Source organism: Acinetobacter sp. FDAARGOS_558 (assembly GCF_003937785.1).
Classification (GTDB): Bacteria; Pseudomonadota; Gammaproteobacteria; order Pseudomonadales; family Moraxellaceae; genus Acinetobacter; species Acinetobacter baumannii.
Genome location: NZ_RKJH01000001.1, coordinates 4,199,972 through 4,217,136, shown reverse-complemented (window position 1 = coordinate 4,217,136; position 17,165 = coordinate 4,199,972). Strand labels below are relative to the sequence as shown.

General features: G+C 40.8%; 20 protein-coding genes, 1 tRNA gene and 9 pseudogenes. All 30 read right to left on the bottom strand.

The window, feature by feature from the left end; genetic code table 11:
• Nucleotides 1-18: 18 nt before the first annotated feature.
• Nucleotides 19-228: a hypothetical protein gene (locus tag EGT34_RS20480; protein ID WP_228713137.1), complete on the bottom strand. Its 210-nt coding sequence runs from the start codon at nt 226-228 to the stop codon at nt 19-21.
• 50 nt (nt 229-278) lie between these two features.
• Nucleotides 279-617 (bottom strand): annotated as a pseudogene (locus EGT34_RS20475) (phage tail protein).
• Between the two features lie 63 nt (nt 618-680).
• Nucleotides 681-4,284 (bottom strand): annotated as a pseudogene (locus tag EGT34_RS21565) (transglycosylase SLT domain-containing protein).
• Between the two features lie 158 nt (nt 4,285-4,442).
• Nucleotides 4,443-4,676 (bottom strand): hypothetical protein, encoded by a 234-nt coding sequence (locus tag EGT34_RS20465; RefSeq protein ID WP_228713131.1) that lies wholly within the window; start codon nt 4,674-4,676, stop codon nt 4,443-4,445.
• 75 nt (nt 4,677-4,751) lie between these two features.
• Nucleotides 4,752-4,964: pseudogene (locus EGT34_RS21375) on the bottom strand (hypothetical protein).
• A gap of 35 nt (nt 4,965-4,999) precedes the next feature.
• Nucleotides 5,000-5,512 (bottom strand): annotated as a pseudogene (locus EGT34_RS20455) (phage tail assembly chaperone family protein, TAC).
• A pseudogene (locus tag EGT34_RS20450) lies at nt 5,512-5,984 on the bottom strand (phage tail tube protein). Before EGT34_RS20450 ends, EGT34_RS20455 begins: the two co-directional pseudogenes overlap by 1 nt.
• A 74-nt stretch (nt 5,985-6,058) precedes the next feature.
• Nucleotides 6,059-6,430, bottom strand: coding sequence for a tail completion protein gp17 (gp17, locus tag EGT34_RS20445; protein WP_031979557.1), 372 nt, complete (start codon nt 6,428-6,430; stop codon nt 6,059-6,061).
• Nucleotides 6,430-6,911: pseudogene (locus tag EGT34_RS20440) on the bottom strand (HK97-gp10 family putative phage morphogenesis protein). Before EGT34_RS20440 ends, gp17 begins: the two are co-directional and overlap by 1 nt.
• A 3-nt stretch (nt 6,912-6,914) precedes the next feature.
• Nucleotides 6,915-7,270, bottom strand: a pseudogene (locus tag EGT34_RS20435) (phage head closure protein).
• Nucleotides 7,271-7,277: 7 nt separating this feature from the next.
• Nucleotides 7,278-7,571 carry a head-tail connector protein gene (locus tag EGT34_RS20430; RefSeq protein WP_031979553.1) on the bottom strand — a complete coding sequence of 98 codons (294 nt, stop codon included), beginning with the start codon at nt 7,569-7,571 and terminating at the stop codon, nt 7,278-7,280.
• A 233-nt stretch (nt 7,572-7,804) separates the two neighbouring features.
• The gene (locus tag EGT34_RS21370) at nt 7,805-8,179 is read right to left on the bottom strand and encodes a hypothetical protein (protein ID WP_228713139.1); all 375 of its coding nucleotides are present in this window, start codon (nt 8,177-8,179) and stop codon (nt 7,805-7,807) included.
• The gene (locus EGT34_RS21470) at nt 8,104-8,415 is read right to left on the bottom strand and encodes a phage portal protein (RefSeq protein ID WP_267285290.1); all 312 of its coding nucleotides are present in this window, start codon (nt 8,413-8,415) and stop codon (nt 8,104-8,106) included. The genes EGT34_RS21370 and EGT34_RS21470 overlap by 76 nt, the downstream gene beginning before the upstream one ends.
• Complete coding sequence (locus EGT34_RS21465) at nt 8,388-8,654, bottom strand: phage portal protein (RefSeq protein ID WP_267285289.1); 267 nt, start codon at nt 8,652-8,654, stop codon at nt 8,388-8,390. Before EGT34_RS21465 ends, EGT34_RS21470 begins: the two co-directional genes overlap by 28 nt.
• 359 nt (nt 8,655-9,013) lie before the next feature.
• Complete coding sequence (locus EGT34_RS21095; protein WP_171456077.1) at nt 9,014-9,166, bottom strand: hypothetical protein; 153 nt, start codon at nt 9,164-9,166, stop codon at nt 9,014-9,016.
• An 89-nt stretch (nt 9,167-9,255) separates the two neighbouring features.
• On the bottom strand, nt 9,256-10,395 hold the full coding sequence (locus EGT34_RS20420) for a phage major capsid protein (RefSeq protein WP_323808083.1): 1,140 nt from the start codon (nt 10,393-10,395) through the stop codon (nt 9,256-9,258).
• A gap of 5 nt (nt 10,396-10,400) precedes the next feature.
• Nucleotides 10,401-10,544 (bottom strand): hypothetical protein, encoded by a 144-nt coding sequence (locus EGT34_RS21495; protein ID WP_323808082.1) that lies wholly within the window; start codon nt 10,542-10,544, stop codon nt 10,401-10,403.
• A gap of 24 nt (nt 10,545-10,568) precedes the next feature.
• On the bottom strand, nt 10,569-11,162 hold the full coding sequence (locus EGT34_RS20415) for an HK97 family phage prohead protease (RefSeq protein WP_031979550.1): 594 nt from the start codon (nt 11,160-11,162) through the stop codon (nt 10,569-10,571).
• Between the two features lie 54 nt (nt 11,163-11,216).
• Nucleotides 11,217-12,893: pseudogene (locus tag EGT34_RS20410) on the bottom strand (terminase large subunit).
• Between the two features lie 3 nt (nt 12,894-12,896).
• Nucleotides 12,897-13,379, bottom strand: a complete 483-nt coding sequence (locus tag EGT34_RS20405) for a terminase small subunit (RefSeq protein WP_031979548.1) — start codon at nt 13,377-13,379, stop codon at nt 12,897-12,899.
• 168 nt (nt 13,380-13,547) lie between these two features.
• On the bottom strand, nt 13,548-13,730 hold the full coding sequence (locus EGT34_RS20400; RefSeq protein ID WP_024437296.1) for a hypothetical protein: 183 nt from the start codon (nt 13,728-13,730) through the stop codon (nt 13,548-13,550).
• A gap of 10 nt (nt 13,731-13,740) precedes the next feature.
• On the bottom strand, nt 13,741-14,019 hold the full coding sequence (locus EGT34_RS20395) for a hypothetical protein (protein ID WP_024437297.1): 279 nt from the start codon (nt 14,017-14,019) through the stop codon (nt 13,741-13,743).
• Nucleotides 14,016-14,315, bottom strand: a complete 300-nt coding sequence (locus EGT34_RS20390; protein WP_000776297.1) for an HNH endonuclease — start codon at nt 14,313-14,315, stop codon at nt 14,016-14,018. Before EGT34_RS20390 ends, EGT34_RS20395 begins: the two co-directional genes overlap by 4 nt.
• The gene (locus EGT34_RS20385; protein ID WP_049867487.1) at nt 14,245-14,490 is read right to left on the bottom strand and encodes a hypothetical protein; all 246 of its coding nucleotides are present in this window, start codon (nt 14,488-14,490) and stop codon (nt 14,245-14,247) included. Before EGT34_RS20385 ends, EGT34_RS20390 begins: the two co-directional genes overlap by 71 nt.
• A gap of 53 nt (nt 14,491-14,543) precedes the next feature.
• On the bottom strand, nt 14,544-14,726 hold the full coding sequence (locus tag EGT34_RS20380) for a hypothetical protein (RefSeq protein WP_024437298.1): 183 nt from the start codon (nt 14,724-14,726) through the stop codon (nt 14,544-14,546).
• Nucleotides 14,716-15,245 (bottom strand): annotated as a pseudogene (locus tag EGT34_RS21560) (hypothetical protein). Before EGT34_RS21560 ends, EGT34_RS20380 begins: the two are co-directional and overlap by 11 nt.
• 51 nt (nt 15,246-15,296) lie before the next feature.
• A complete protein-coding gene (locus EGT34_RS20370; RefSeq protein ID WP_323808081.1) occupies nt 15,297-15,533 on the bottom strand; it encodes a hypothetical protein in 237 nt (78 codons plus the stop codon).
• A gap of 173 nt (nt 15,534-15,706) precedes the next feature.
• Entirely contained in the window at nt 15,707-15,886 is a 180-nt protein-coding gene (locus EGT34_RS20365; RefSeq protein WP_125305492.1) for a hypothetical protein, read from the bottom strand.
• 120 nt (nt 15,887-16,006) lie between these two features.
• Nucleotides 16,007-16,097, bottom strand: a tRNA-Ser gene (locus EGT34_RS20920).
• Between the two features lie 447 nt (nt 16,098-16,544).
• Nucleotides 16,545-17,060 carry a hypothetical protein gene (locus EGT34_RS20360; protein ID WP_031975125.1) on the bottom strand — a complete coding sequence of 172 codons (516 nt, stop codon included), beginning with the start codon at nt 17,058-17,060 and terminating at the stop codon, nt 16,545-16,547.
• Between the last annotated feature and the right edge of the window lie 105 nt (nt 17,061-17,165).

Genomic DNA, 17,165 nt, shown 5'->3' with positions numbered 1-17,165 from the left:
TTGCAGCATCACCCAATCCTAAATTAGTCCGTGCAGCCGCTGCCGAAGTTGCGCCTGTCCCCCCTTTGCAATTGGTAGAGCTGTGGGGAGTGTGGTTGCATTAGTGGTTCCGGTTAGGAAATCATATAGCTCAGAAAAGTTGGCATTCACATACTGGAAAGCTGTTCGAGCTGGTGTTCCTGATCCGTCATTTGCAGCTGAACCAACATTAATAACTTGCTTAGTCATTTTCTTGCTCGCATAAAAAAGCCCTAAGAGGGGCTTCAAAGAGATTAAAATTAAGGATAAAAGACTTGGGTGAATGTCGTAGAGATTTGCCAAACATCACCGCCCAAACAGCGGGTTGATATTCACCTGTTTTAACTCGAACCTCACCATCTAACGGCGAATCCCAAGAAACGAGTCAGCTCCTTTATGGTCATCAAAGAATGCTTTGATTTGCATAATTTCGGCTTTTTTGCTGTCCGTGAATATTGCCAAGTACCTGTTCGGTTATTGATTCCTATTGAGACATTTTGCTCATATCCATCACCAAACTTAGATGACAAAGTATTAAAGCTCTGTGAACCTGAGTTGCCTTCTAGATCTTGGCACCAAGTGAATTTACGGTTGCTCATTCAATTATTTTGCTCCAAAAAACCCACTTCATAGAGTGGGTTAAAGTGGTTAAACTTGGGTAATTAACGTCTTACAAGATTAAATAAGACACCGCCTTGACGACTTTCACGTCTAGCCCATGCGTCCATTGCATTATTCAGAGATTCAGCAATTTGCTTTTGACCTTGTGTATTGACGCTTGCGGATCCATCAGCAAACGTAATCTGTTGGCTGATTTGCACATTGCCCTCACTAGACCCGTTTTGACGATTATTTAAATAATTCGTCAAATCTTTGTTCTGTTGAGGTTTAGTACACGTTCACCACCATCTAAAAGCCATGTACCTTCACGCGGATATTGTCTATACCGTTATGAGCCATACCTTGGATTGTTTGAGCTGCCATGATACCAACTGAAGCGTAACCTGTTGCCCTAACAACTCCAGCCAAAACACTTCCATAAGCGCCACCTTGTGCCAGTGCTTTTGTAGCCCCTCTTCTGTGTTAACAATTGCTTGAGCTATTGAAGCAGCCTTAGAGGCAAAGAACATAGTTTTGTAAAGCGCATTTGACTTCCCAACACTTTGCTCTAATAGTGCGGTCATGTCTGAAAAAACCTGCCCCGTCATTCCAGCAATTTGCGAATAAACTTGCATCTTGGTTTCAAAATTCTGTTGATCCAAATCACGCTCTTTTTGTGCGTAATCTGCATCAAGTGCAGCTTTTGCTTTCAAAAACTGTTCACGAGCAGCCAACAATTGAGCGTTACGCTCACTCTCATTTTCAATCAATTTAATGCCAGACACTTCATCGTTATAGGATGTTTGGAGTCCTCCGAAATCCGAAGAATATTGATTTTGCAAATTAAACTTTGAAAACTCTTCAGGATTAAGTCTATTAAATAGGGATTGAGCAGAGTTCTGACCAACTTGAAAGACGCTGTCAGAGGCTTGGTTTAAAGTTTCAAAAATTGCATAATCCTTAGATTTTGCAACTCTTCGCGAACACGTTTACTTAAACTATAAGTTTGAAGTATTTTCACGTTCACGTGGTAACGCTTCACAACAATTCGATCTGGTTAGATACCCTCAAACGCCGACTGAATTTGTGCATCTTCTTCGCGTTTTACGGCAGCAATTCAACTTGTTTTTGACGCTCAAGAGCAGCTTTAATCTCTAAAGCTTTTTTCGATTCCCGTACTCATACTCGGCATTAGATCGATTAACTCTTTTTGTCGATCAAGTTTGTTCAATCTGCTTGATTCGATCAGTTTCAAAGCAAAGTATTGGTTGTACTCTTCCTTTTATCAGACTCAGTTTGCAATTTGAGCAGCATATAATGCATTCTTGAGCAAGCTTTTCTTTTAACTGTGGTGTACCAGCGTACGCAAGTGTGATCTTATCAATATTATCTTGATGCTCCTTGGCAAGGCGTGAGCTTCAGTGTAATACCGCGCGTTAACTTCTTTTCTTGTATCATCAATAGCCTGTGAGACTCGGCAGCTTGTTGATTAATTCAAGTTGATCTGCCTGAGTAGCATAAAATTGAATTATTACGTAGATTCCCAGATACTCCAGCGAACCATTTTGGAACGGGTACGTAACAGCAACCTCTTTGCGCTTGCTATCTGATAGACCACCTTCAAATAGGTTCTTAAGCCACTGCACCTGCATTGTAGGCCATTAAGCTTTGCACGATCACCAAAGTCTTGGTAGTTTTTTTGCAAGTCTTTAGCCGCTGCTGTTGCAACTTCTTCAATCGAACTTTTGAATTAAGACCATACTGTTTCTAAATACACTCGTGTTGGAAAAGACCTATTGCCCCAGTATGGCTTCTTGCTCCAGCATTAGCTCCAGACTCTTGAAGATCAAGGCTGCTAATGTTCCAGCAGGCAAACCATACAAACTTTCAATCTGAGCAAATTATTTGCCTTAGCAATACTTGTGCACGAGCAATTGCCTCTAACTCAGCTTTCCCAAAAGTATAGTTTTTGCGATTAAAGCTATTAAGTGCTGCATCAGCAACCGCTTTTGGCAATTTAATTTTATATGCATTTCTTCATTGGTATTAGCTTGAACATCAGCAAAAAATTCAGCCTTCTCTCTAGTCCAACCGCTACACGCATATTTTCTGAATATACTTCTCACGCAAAGCATCCTTGTTGGCCTGATTAATATATTCTCGCTGTTTTGTGTTAAAGACATCCAAGCTCTTGCAGATTCATTGACAGCTTTTGCTTGGTCTTGCTGTGCCTTTGTTGCATCATTGGTGGCATCTTTAACTAATTTTGGATCTCTTTTTGACGATCTATAGTGTTATTAGCAGCATTAATTTTTGTATCTAATTCAGCAACAAACTTAAGTGTACTCTCACTAACCAAGCCTTGCTTTTGTAGCTGAGCAAAAGCATTCTTAGCTTCATCTCCACCTTCTTTCAAACTCTTAAGATAGTTTGAATACCAGTTAGTTTTAGTGTCACCTTGAACTCTTAAGTCGTTCTCAATTGTTCCAAGCGATAAACAAACTTTTTAATTGTTTAGTTTGTTTATCAATTTCCTCTCCAGCTTCGATACTTTTAAGAGCTAGTTGCGATGCTGTTAATTTTTATATTTTTCCCTTAGCTCATCAACAACAAGGCCTTGATCTTCAGTGCATCAGTTGCATCTTGCGTCTGTTTAGACATCAAATAATAGGCGCACCAGCTACAGCCAATTGCGTAAGAAGCATGCCAATCCCAGCAGGACGCCCAATAATGCATTACACTTGTTGTTGCGCCAGCTGTTCTAGCGAAGTTTGCTAAACCACACCGGCACGCACTGCAAACAATGCTGTTTGCCCAAGTGATAAGTTGCAACAACCAAAGCTGGTACAAATCTTGTTGCAATACCAGCAGAACAGCAATCGTAACCGCCTTAATGTCGCCCAATTCTCTATCACTGTTTCGATAGCAGGAACAACACTATTTACAAGTCTTGCCTCAACGCCCTGCCATTGCAAATCCATTAATTGAAGGTTTTCTCTTGCTTGAGCTAGGCTTTTAACTAAGTCGTCAGACATAATTGCGCCAGCACGCTCAGCAGCATCACCCATTTTTTAAAACCTTCTCCACCATTTTCTAACAATGGAATAAGCAATGAAGAATCTGAAATGATTGCTTCCATGTAGAATTTCATATCATTGGTAGAGGCTCCAGCTTTTTCCAATGAGTTATAAATAGTTGAAGCGCTTCTGGACCGGACAGCTTTGAAACTGTTGAATCGTTACACCAACTTTAGGGGCGATATTTGTGAAAAAGTCAGCTAAAGGACCGCCACCCGTTTGCTGAAATCGCCTATACGATCCTGCATGTCTTTCATTTTATCTGCAAAGATTCCAATGAATTCCGGCAGTTTCTGCCCTTTGGCGTAATACTGAAATTCACGCACTGAAGCATTCGCAAGTTTTGAAAACTTTGAATATCATTTCCAGTCTGAATAACTTGATCACTAAAATTAACAAGCTGAGCCACTGAAAGACCAGCCACTGCTCCACTCAATGCACTTACAGCAATAGCAGCAATATTTAAAGAATTAGCAATCCCTTGACTCGATGTTCGCGCCTGCCGTTCAGCTCTACTTAGTGGCTCTGAAAAACTAGCCGTCTGAACCACTAGATCCAGTGTTAATCTGCCAAGTGAAGTTGTGGCCATTACTTTTCTCCGGGCAATAAAAAACCCCACTAATTAGCGGGGTTTTTAAAAATTAATGTTTACTGCTATTTGCAGTCAGAATTCCAAACTTGATTGAAGGCTGCTATAGATGTTGGGTCAGAGTTATAATCATTTCAAAGTATATTTTTCTTTTGTGATTATGTAGCGCTGAAAGCCAGTATAGGCGCCAAAACTATTTTAGCATTTACCTCACCGCATAGCTCCCATTGATTACGAAACTTAGCTGTATCACCATCTTTTAACACATCTCTAACAATTTTTTGCACTTGTAAGTCGAGTTTCTGCCTTTCGTCATTGAGTTTTTCTTGTTCTGTTTTTCCACATCCAAGCAACAAACAGCCCAGAATAACAATAATTAAAAACTTATTCATTTACACACCGTTTTTCACTTTTTTCAATTTAACAAAACGGTGTGTAAATGTCACATGCCCCACCTTATGATAGGGTTAGTTACTATGGAACCTTTCTAGATATTCCTCTAATGACAATGAATTGTCATCGTCTGGTGGCGTTTCATGAGGCATAAATATATAAGGGTCTACTTTTGTTCCTCTTTAACTTTGAAGCCTGTGTAATGTGCCATCCAGCTTCCAAAGCTTTGCTCTAAACGGCGACCAAAGAAAGAGAGCCATACTTTGACGGTAGGCTCTCCATTCCATCAACTCTTTATGTGAAAGTTTTTGTTCAGCTTCTTCTAAGGTGTTTCCGCCGATTCCGTTGAGGACGAGTTCAATGAGGAGTTCTCTGTCTGCAAGCTCTTCTTCCGAGACTTTCCCAAAAAATTATTAACTTCATCAGCAGCAGCATACATAGCATTTATTAAACTAGGCTCTGCTTTATAGATGTCATTAACACTTGAGAAAAAGGTGTTCCCTTTTGATCTGAGCAATTGAACCAAGTAATTGAGCAGCTTGCATGTGAGTTGAATCGATTTTCTTAACTTTTGAATCCTCAAGATTCTCATAATTAAGATCCCATTCAATTGCTTTGGATGCCTCGCGACTTTCCTTGAAGTTCATTTTTTGACAAAAATATCAGCTTCAAGCTCAACAATATCACCAAGTTCTAATGAATTGTTTTTCGTCAATTTTTTAAGTGACTCAATATTACTTTCAGTCGCTTCAACATTCCACTTGACGGCTTTTTTAACTGGAACGTTTAGAGTAGTTACACTCTGCTTTAAGTCTGTAATGCTGATCTTAGCCATTATGGAGCCACCGTGCGTTTAGTTGCAGTTACGCCAGAAGTACGAATCAATGTGAATGAATAACCAACTACAGAATCGACTTCAAAAGCATTTGGTGCTGTAGGGTTAATATAGCCCTTGAATGACCACCACATGCGATCTTCAGGAAGATCAATACCAGTGGTTGGATCATAGGTCGGAGGCGTTGCAGCATGACCCGAACCAACATGCCATTCCAAAATCTCTCCGGATTCGGCAATTTCAATTAATTTGTCATGACTGGTGTTCGTATCATCGTAATCGATTTCTACTGCACCTTCGCCGGGATCACGCATACCGCGAATATACTGTTTTGATTCTGCATCAAGACAAGTCACATCAATTTTTGAAATGAATCTTGCCCCAAGTCAATCCGTTTAGAGCAAACAAAACGAACCACTTGACCATTTAACACAGTAAATAACTGTGTTTTTTGAGTTTTAACATTAGCCATTAAGAGCGCTCCTTAATTTTAGGCATAAAAAAAGCACCCGAAATGGGTGCTAAGTGAATATGGTTTAAGTTTTATTAGCGGTTTACGATCCAGCTAACATCAAAAGAATAGTGAGGCATGCCTGTTACGGGGTCCTTATCTGCCTCGCCATAACGAACCACATAACAATCAAGCTCTATTGCATCTCTCATTGCAGTTGCAACTTGCTCCACAACATCTTCATCTGTTGCGTATACATCAATTTGAATAATTGCATTATCTGAAACAGGACGTGAATCAAGGTTGCTATTTGAATCACCAGAAATTGTTTGCCATGTCACATATGGCGCTTGTGGCTCATCTGGAGCACTTCCAAACTTCCAGACTCGCAAAATTCCATCGCTTTCAAGTAGAGCCTTAACCGCTGGATCTGCTCTGGCTAATTTAAAAATTGGAACATCAATCATTAAGCTGCACCTAAAACCACGCTGAGTTCAAATTAAACACCTGAACAAATTTATCGGTAACTTGTTCAATGTTTTCGTATAAAGCAGGGCGTAAAAACGGAGTAGCAGGCTGTTTACTTGTGCCTAACTCAAGGAATCGCCAGTAAAAGACTCGTCCGTCCGCTTGGTAAGTTTGACCAACACGACCAGCACGTCTATTTTGGGCATTATTTGTATATGGAATACGTGCCCACCACGCACTCCCACACGCATAACCAAAGTGTTTTATTTCTACTCCGGCCATTTTGAACCACAATTTCTTTCCAGATTTTTTCGGGAGTGGTAGGATCATCTAGGCGTTTAACTTTTGACGAGCTGCATCTCTTGCAATGTTCATTGCCTGCCGCATCGCTTTACGGGCAATACGTTTTACAGTCTTGTCATTACCAATTGCCCGCATTCGTCTTAATGCAGGCTCCAAGCCATGTATTTGAGTAGCCATAAATCACCCATTCCATGCTTTATCACCTGTTGCAAGGTTGATAGTTAAATACTCACGGCGTGAGTCTGGGTCTCGCATTGGGTTCCCATCAATCTTGTAATAGTAACCATCAAAAGAACCCGCATTGTGCTATCAACTTGTTTTGTAGCGCTGCTATATCGCACCTTAGCACGGGCTTGTATTGCGCTGTTTGCTGCTTTAGCCGCAATAACATCCCTTGTTGAAAGGTCAGTAACTTCCGCCCAAATTGTTGCAAAATTAGACCATGAGGTGATTAATTTTCCTGTGTTTTGGTCTTGGGTTTGAATTGCTTTTTGAATAGTGATGCGGTGACGTAGGTCGCTTGCTTTCTGTCCCATAAATACCTCAAATAGCAGTAGGATTGCGAAATTTATAGAGCAAAGCTCTTACTGGAGGTGGTAGATAATTGTCATCAACCATCATTCCATTTTCAAGATTTCGATTGCTATCGTAATAACCGCACAGAAGAAGAACCGCTACTTTAAATTGATTTGGATAATTGCCATCTTCAAATTCATCGGTTACATAATCCAAAACAGCCTGCTCTGCTGCTTCTCTATATGCATCAAGCTCCAAATCATTATCGTTTGTGTCATAACGCAAGTGAGCTTTAACAGTTGCTAGGTCAGTAATAGGCATTATTTAGCCCCCTTCACACAAAGCTTAAAGCTTGAATGGTTAAATTCCCCAGTGTGATCTTTTCGCAATGCCATAGGCTTCCTTTGTGCGTTACGAATTGGCCCTTTTGATAAGGCACTGAATCAGAAAAGACACCACGGTACAAAGATTCAAACGACTTTTGGTCATCTGATTTTTTGAACTATCGGATTTTTCAAATGGATCGTCTTTGGCATCACGCTTAGCAAGAGCTTCTAGTGAGTAGTTTTGCTGCTGCATATAAATAGCATTACCACCAGGCACAGGAAGCATGCCAATTTTGCCCGCCCTTCATCTGGGGTCAAAATACAGCCTTTAACATCTTCACGGATCATGTTGTGGAATCTTTCTGAATCCATGCGAATTAAAGTATCAAGATCAAGAAAACTCTCTAATTTAAAGTCTTCAAGATTCAAACCTTCATCAATCAGATTTTCACGCGATTCAATGAATGCTTGTAGGCAGTCGGAATAATAGATTCCATTTGCCTTTTCTGGATCATCTGGCACTGTTCCTATGCCAACCTTAAAAGGTGGAACATTAAACACACTACAGACCACACGGCCAGACATCTCCAGAAGCTCAAGCATTGGGAATCAGCAGCACTCATACCCAAAACGGTATAAGTCATTCCGTCACCAATGACAGCCGTTTTACCGTAATTTGCCCCAGAATAGTTTTGATTCCATCGTGCTTGAATTTCTTCAGCCTTTTCTTTTGAGATTGGTCCGGGTGCAACCAAAATTCCACCCGGTCTACTTCCGTTTCCAAAGAAATTTGCAGCATTATTGATGATCTTTACCCCATTTTGGCAACAACGCCACACGCCATAATTGGAGATAAGCCAACTAAAGGGTGGTAAAAGGTATTGATTCGATCATGAATAATTTCAGAAGCTGGTAGAATTTCAGATTCTGCCTGAGTCAAACAATCCTTACTTAATTGGTAAAAGACATTCCCATTTTTATCAATTAGCGGTGTTACCAAATCGGGGTTTAAAACCACCATTCGATAAACCTCACCAAAGGCATCGCGTAATTTCCAAACGTAGGTATTGCCGCGCAATAATAGACTTGATGTCCATTGTTCTTGAAACTGTTGCCATGTCTGATAGTTATTGGCTTTTTTAACACCCGAAGCTTTTCTGGGATGTCAGCATGTACCAGAACACCATCAACTTTAGTTTGAGTACAATGGGAAGTTTGCCGATATCTTTGGAAATAAGGCTTACACAAGAAAATACTGCATGAGATGCTGTTAGTTCAGTGCGTGTTAATTCGTCATTTTTCTGCCATGCGCCAGAATATGGCTCCTGTACGGTTAAGCTGTTCCAAACATTCTGCCCAGAATTATGGACACTTTGGAGGCTTTTTTACTTTAAACCAGTCTCTAATGCCCATATTTACCGCCTTATTCGATTGGTTTTACTTCTTTTTTAGGTTTACTGATGCCTTTTTTTGCTCTTCATAAGGCTTTGCAACACCTATTTTAATTAGGACATTTGCTGCCAAGTCTGGTACATCCTTAATGTCACCAACATTGGCATCATGCATCTGCTTTAAATATTCAATTTTCATGAGACTGTTCCTATAGCTAAACAATTGTGATGCTTAGATATAAAAACAGCCCAATTAAGGGCTGTTTTTTAATCAATAGATTCAAACAATTAAGTGTATTGAATGAAGCTTGCAGCAATCGGACGGCGTTTAGCCCAAGAAACAAAACGTTCAGCACGAATAGCAAATTTGTTTTCTTGCCATAAGTTATGAACAGTTGTTCCATCAACTAAAGTTGCTTGGTCAGAGTAAGCAATTTCAACTTGACCACCATCTGCCATCAGAATTTCAGATGTTTTAACAAGAATAATCACATCACCCACAGTTTCAGATTCAATAACTGGGATGCCGCCTAAGGTCTTCTGATTAAGTCCTGCTTCCATGCCTTTAAAGTAGGTATTGCCTAAAGCATCGCGCATATCTGCAAGCTCTGCAGCCTTAACTTCACTCATAAGGTAGTAAGCACCAGCAAGAGAAAGGTTGTTAGATAGGAACTGAGCACGTAAAGCGCGCAAGTCATTAGCAACTGCTTCAGGTGTATTACCTGTTGAAGTAATTGGCGTAACGCCATTTAAAAGACCTGCTGGCTTTTTGGTGGTTCCTGCACTAGCGCTAAGGAATTCAGCATCAGTGAATTGAGCAGATGAAGCAACCAAGTCATCACGAATTAATACATCAACTGCTGGATCGCTACCCTCTAAAAGCTCAAGGGTGTAAACCACAATTGCAGCTACTTTATGCTTGCCGACTTTGACATCTGCGTAAGTTGGATTAGTTAAAGGCTTGGCCTCGCCCTCACCAACCCAAGCCGTCATAGAACCTGTCGCCTGCGCGGGAATTTCAACATTAAATGGAACTTTTCGGAATTGCAGCTTATCAAGCACTGTATTAGCGCGAAGCAATTCAATGTATTCACCTACTAAACGGTTTGTATGCACCAATGGTGAAGCAAAACCAGCATCAGTCGTTGTGCCTAGGGTGGCTTTTTCAATTAAAGCAATTACTTCTGGCGGCTCACCTAAGCTTTTAGCAACATCAACTGCTGATTTATAATTGCCCTTCTTCGCTTCAATTGAGGCAATCATTCGACACTTTACAAATTTTGCAAAACCAACACCTTTTTCAAGATTGGATTCAACCTCAACACGTGGTGCTGGATTACCACCACCAGCGGTATTAGCAGCCTCTTCTGGACTGCCACCTGCTACAGGTGTTCCATTTTCCCCAGCCTCTTCGGCTTGTTTGATCATGTCTTTTACACGATCAATATTTTTTGAATTGTGGCAATTTCTTGATCAATTGCAGTAATTTGCTCTTCTTCTTCTTCATTGGGTGTGCGCTGATCATCCAATGCTTTAGTGATAACACCTTGCTTTCTGCTTGTTTTTTGCCAACGCATCAAGCAATTGTTTTAAATATTTATTCATAGAGATACTCCACCCTTAGTTGGGCTACCAAGTTTTACGATTACGTGTTTTTGCTCAGATGAAACGCCATCTGCTGCGGGTTTCTGAGGTTTATTGCCCAACGCGGCTTTGTATTCCTCGAAAGCTTTTGAATAATCTGTTGAACTGTCGCGATTGCATGGAATGGTCACCAGTGAGAGTTCGTACCACTCCCATTCGTTAAACTGGATGCCACCACCTTCGATAAATTGGGCCTGTTCCCAATCGGCTAAAAACCCAACTGAAAGCCCTTTAACTAATCCATACTTGAGGCTTTGATAGGCTTCATCGACACGGGCTTTTAAGTTCCCTTCTTCTATGATTTCTGGGATATGAATCTCTACTTCGATTCCCTTATCAGTCACCTTTGCATCAATGACCTGTCCGATCGGAGCACTGTGCTCATGATGGAAAAGAAGTGGCATTGGAAGCTCGAACTTAGCCCCGCTTGGGACCATGATGTCTTTTGCGCGGTCTGCATTTGGTGTGCTTGCAATCCCTTTAAAAGTTCGCTTTTCCTCGTTCGTGCTCTTAATTTCAAAAGAGCCAAATGATTTCTGTAGAGCAGGCATTAAGCTCTCCTTTAAAAAGAAAAAGCCCGCTATTCGCGGGCTTTAAGTTAAAAATTATTTAGAAAAATAGACGTTGTATTCTTTATTTGTTGGCTCAGGGTTCATGGTCATTAGAGCCACGGCATTAAATGTTGCAATCAAAGGGTCAATTTTCCCCACCCCTGATTCTTGCTTAGTGATTCGCATCCCATTACCAACCATTACAACACGCGCATTTCCCGCTGCCCAAGTCATGAGTTGCTGACCTGCATGAAATAAATTTCCCTCTGCAAGTTTTCTTTCTGTTGTAAGGATATAACCCATCAACTTGTAGCCTTGTGGAACAGCAAGCATCGACTCTTCTGGTATTCCAACTTCTAACAACCCGTCAAGTAAGCCCCCTAAACCAAGTGGATCTAGTCCAATTTTATAAAGCTTGCCGCTGTCATAGACTTTCTTAGCAATTGCTGCCAATTGGTCGATATCTTCGCCAACTTTCTCAACTACAGTCAGACTTCCCTCTTTTCAAAGTCTTGGTACTTTGGGATATTTCTTTTCGGCGCTCCAAAGCAACTTTATTTGCCCATGCATGATTCCAAAGCCACCAAATGCGAGGATCTTTTTAAGACGCCCTAAAACCGCGGATCCAAGCAAATCATCTAACCCACCGCCATCAATACCAATCGTAATGACATCTGACTGTTCAATTAGTTGGTCTAAGCCGAAAACATGTTTTTGTTGATTCCAGAACTCTGCACCAGCCCATCGATTTGCACGTAAATTCATGCCAATCTCGATGTTTAAATGTTTGGCCAAGAAGTCTCTAAGAGATTCTTCACCAGCATCTTTAACTTTGTTAAATTCCGAAATCAGATATTCATGATCAACCGAAGCACCTAAGTTTGGATTGGTTATATAGAAGTTTTCTGGCTTTAAATGTTCTCCAGCTTCTACAAGATGCTTAGGGAATTCATAAATAAGTGGCAGAAAGCTTTTATCCTCTTTAATGCCGTCACGCACATCACGGGCATAATCTAAAAGCTGCTTAAATACACCACATGGCACTTCATCTGACATCGTAGAGAGGTAAATTACACAACCTTCTGGACGAGATGCTAAACCACCCTTTGCTTCACGGAACATTGATTCAGCGTTGGCACGTTTCCCGAATAGCCAGACCTCATCTATCAAAATGATTGAAGCTTTCTTACCAGCTGCAGCGTTAGATTCTGCTGCAATAACTTTAAGTGTTGCTCCGGTACCTAGATGCGTAACTGTTTTTGTGTGCTCAGATACATTAAATCTTTCACTTAATTCTTCATCTGCGCGTATGAAATCCCGGATTGGATTAAATGAGTTATCAGCAACTTCTTTAGTAGGCGCAAGAATAATTAGTTCGGCAGATTGTCGATCATTAAGAATTAATGCAGTAAGCATAATGCCGGCGGCAATCGTAGATTTAGTATTCTTCTTCGAAATCAAAAGAAAGAATTCACGAATTAATCTGCGCTTTGTGCTTGGATCATATGCGCCAAAGATTGCACGAACAAACTCGATCACCCATTCCAATGTGACATCACCCATCTTAGGGCTACCCATCACATCAACAAGAATTAACTCTTTAAAGATACGCTCCGCTACGTCAGCCACTTTGGGAAATAATGGCTTACACGGCATTAACGATTGTTTAGCAACAATACGAGTCGCCCAATCTGGGCAAGCTGTAGTCCAGATGGGTGACATTGAAGACATAATTTAGCTCATCAATTGATTATCTAAAGTTGCAAACTTTCCTGATTTACTACCTTCTCTTGCAGTTTCTGCTTTGGTTTGTTTCTTGCCTTTTTCAGCAACCTTCCCGTGTTTATAAGGCAATGCTGCAATTGCGGCTTGCATTCTTAGTGGCAGCTTGTTGCCATTGAAGTTCATGACCTTAATTAAAAAATCTAAGGGATCATCACCCTCAAATTGAAATTCCTCAATAGGGTCTTCATCTTCACCACTATTTTCGGGTGTATCTTTAAGTTTAACTTTTGGTGAATCAGATGTTAAAGAACGCCCTTCTTTTTGAGCCTTTAACATTTCAATATAGACAATAATTTCAGGATCTTTTGCTAACCTAGCACCTGCGGCGGATGCAGTTTTTTCTGCATAACCTGCTGAAATTGCTGCTTCTTTATTTGTCTTGCCGTCAACAATGGCAAGAGCAAATTTTTCCATTTTCTCTGTTAATGCCATTGCTCTACCTTTAACTTGATTTTAACTTTTTGCTTTAACTTTTTCTGAAAGGGAATTTTTTTTATAAATGAGATGGGGGGCGGTGTCCAACGGCGAAGGGCTTGGAACTTTTGACCTCCCCCCTGCCTGCTGGATTTTGTGCGTCATTTTGCTGCACCCCAAATATATTTAATAAAGCTTACAACCCGCTTCTATCTCTTCCGGTTCTGCATGCCGTACCTTGCTTAAATCTGCATAATCGCCTGACGTAAAGTAAACCTTCCCATACTCTACCTTTTCAACTGTCATAAGGTCAGTCCAAGCACCCTGCAAAGCAACCACATCACCTTTAGCAAAATCATTAGTAATCATTTAGCAATCCTTACCCGCATATAGGATCTTTATAGAGTCTATAGAATTGATCTATAAGCAGAGCTTCCACATCACCATTATCGTGACGAAATAAAACATGCTGCTTATCCAGCTCTTCCATGTAGTCTCTAGTGTGAACACAAATGGAACTGCCACCAATAAGAAACTTGTTTTCTTGGTGCATCTTTTTTACCCATGCAGGCAATGTTGAAAAATCTTCTTTTGCTCTTATTAAAAGCGCCTCAACATGCCAAGCATCAACTGTGCGCTCAATTGTTATGCATTTCATTGCCGACTCTCCTGTTGGGTTTTCTTTTTATGGCATGGAACACAAAGAGACTGGAGGTTTGATTCATCATCCGTTCCACCTCTTGCCACATTCACAATATGGTCAAGCTCTAAGTCTTTAGTGACAATGCCACAACATTGACAGGTCCACTCATCACGTAAATGGATCTTAGCTTTAAGACGGCGCCACGGACGGCCACCTCGACCAGAACCCCAATTGTTTTGTTTAGGATTCTTCTGGGTTTGTGCGGGTGCCTGTAGCGTCTGTAACTTGTTCTTGAATGTTTGGAGTTTCATTTAAGTTTACTCGCGCATCTACACCATTAAGTAAGTCAATGGATATCCAATCGATATCCAAACCGTCACGTTGATAACTTTGAACCAGTTTAACTAATTCAAGCTCCAGTTCTTTGCGCTTCAATTCAGGAGTTCTAGTCTGTTCCAGCATACTTAAAGCATTTTTATCCCACATCTTCCGAGTATCTTCATCAATTAAGAAAAATTGCTGGCCTTTATTCATTATATTCACCCATCCAATGATGTAGATTTACGTGTTGGTTCGCCGTCTTCAAACATCATTAGAACTTCATTTAATTGGGCGGCTTGCTCAGCATTGATTTGGACAATCAAGCTGTTTTGTTCAATCAACTTATTGTTTTGCTCTATCAGCTTAAGCACCACGTCTTGCAAATTTGAATCATTGCTCATTTTGATAACACCACTTAAGGTCATCCGGGATAATCAACATCACGCCCAAGTCTCTATGTGCATAGATGTTGATCTTATCCAGATATTTGGTGAATTCTTTAATGGTGGCCTTCTTGCTTTGCAGGTGGTCTTTAATGAAGGTATTGACCAAAACTTGGTAATCCTTTTCAAGTTGACGGCGCTTAGGTCCATCGAATGCTTGAATAACATCTTTAAAGTTCTGCAAAGCCATGTACTTTTCTGCAGTCTCTTGCCGACCTTCAACATAGATCCGGGCAAGAAACTTTTCTTAAAAAGTAAATGAAGGTCATCCTTTGAGTTACCGGTCTTTTGCTTGATCTGCTCAAGCCAAGCCCAATAAAGCCGATTTTGTGCGGCGCTCCTGTCGTCTTCCTTCTGGTTGATTCTAACGACTAAAGGTTTACCTTCTGCGGCTGCTTTGGAGTGGTTATTGTTCAGATAGTTAATTACCTGAACAATTCCTGAATAACTATTGATTGGGAATGTTGCTGGTTCCATATTCCCACCTATACCTTAACCCACCGCTTTTAATGGGTTTGTTTGGGTTATTTATAATTCAAATAATTCTTTATCAGACTCAAGCATTGCGTTGGTTCGCTTAAGCCACTTATTAAATAAGTCTTCGCTTTCCTGTCTGTTGCCTAGTTGGTAGGTATCAAATAAATGATGGCAGGAAAAACACATAGAAACAGTTTTAGAGTCGCAAGCCTTAATAGATCTGCCTTTACCGTCTTTGCTTGAATTAGAGTGCGCGGCTTGGCTTGGTGCTGGTGCACCACATCTCATGCATGGCAGCTTGCGTACTTCGGCTAGTCTTTTGGCATCACGCATTCAACATAGACCGTAAATTATTAATCTTGTTTCTCAGTCGAATAATGATTCGATCTATAACAAGCATTTCTTCACGACTTAACCCAGTGCGAGATAAGTTCTGGTAGCGGTTTAATTCATCCGAATATTTATTTAGATTTTTCTTGGCTTCGCTTGTGTCCATAGTCACCCATTAATAGCTTGTAAGCCCCGTAGACAGCCAGACCTAAGATAACCAAGATTGAACCCAAACAAATGTAACTATGAATACGATCTGCTCGGTCTGCCTTTCTAATTCTTTCTTGCATTCGTTTTGAATAGTCATCCATTGGCATTCTCCAAAAATAAAAGCCCCGCCAATAACTAGTATTTGGCAGGGCTTCATGCGCCGTAATCCGTTCGGCAAAATTGAGAGGTGCCCCAACAAAGCACCTCCCGCGAGATATTCTTGGTGGAAGATGTGAGACTCGAACTCACACGGCTGTAACACCCAACTGTTTTCAAGACAGCGACCCATAGACCGACTTGGTTTAATCTTCCTGAATTGCCACAGCTTTCTCAGTACTGTGGCCTACTGCTACTCAACACTACTTGCTTCTCAAAGTTAGCTATTGATCGGCTTTTGTGTCTTTCGTTCGCTTTGGGCGGGGTGTCACCCACAACTTAGGGCTCTACGGCTAACTCAGCATGTGACGAAATCATACTGGATTCAAACCATCTACACGGCAGGTTTCAGCATCTCACCGTTTGCAATACAAATACTGCAAATCTCATCACAAAAAGATGAGCGCCTATTAACTTAAGGTTCCCTAATAGGTAGGACCAGAAACGCAAAAAGCCCATCAACTTAATGACAGGCTTTGATCTAGTTTCGCCTTCTTGCGTATGGTGCAAGGGTTACTTACTAATTTAGTTGCACCTTATTTACACTTCGCACAACTTTAACATAAATATGCCACATGCCTTGTACAAGGTCAAGTTCTATACCTATTTGTATTTAATAAAACTATAACGGCAGTGAATTGCAGCTAAACCACATTTAACATCTGCTCTAGCATCATTTTGGGAATAGACAACAACCATATCTCCAACTGGATTCATTTGAGTTACAACCATTTCTGACCAAGAGTTGTTATAGAAGTATCTTTTGATTACAGCATCAAGCCATTCGTCCAACACTTCTGATTGCCCTTGCATATCTAAGATGAGGCGTTGAACTGCACGCGCTTCATTGTCTGTGATTTCACATGTTATACGCCCACGACCTTTAGGGATAACTGGATCATCAGAACAAAGCCAATCTGCCATGATCTGCTCTTTGCCTTTCACTTCTTGCTTGCGCTTTTTGGCAGCCTGATCCATAGCGACAGCAATCGGGTTTATGCTCTTTCCACAAGTTCCAGAATTTGAGTACATCCAAGCCCCAAATTGATAAAGCCATTCTTCTAGACTGTATTTGGTCCAGTCCGTTGTTTGCATAATGTGATTTACTGCCGCATTCATACCGTCACCTACTTACCAAATACTGTCATCAAAACTATTGCCACCATAAGTACCGAAAAGATAATTACGACAGCCTTGTTGTAGTCCATCTCTATCCCCTTACAT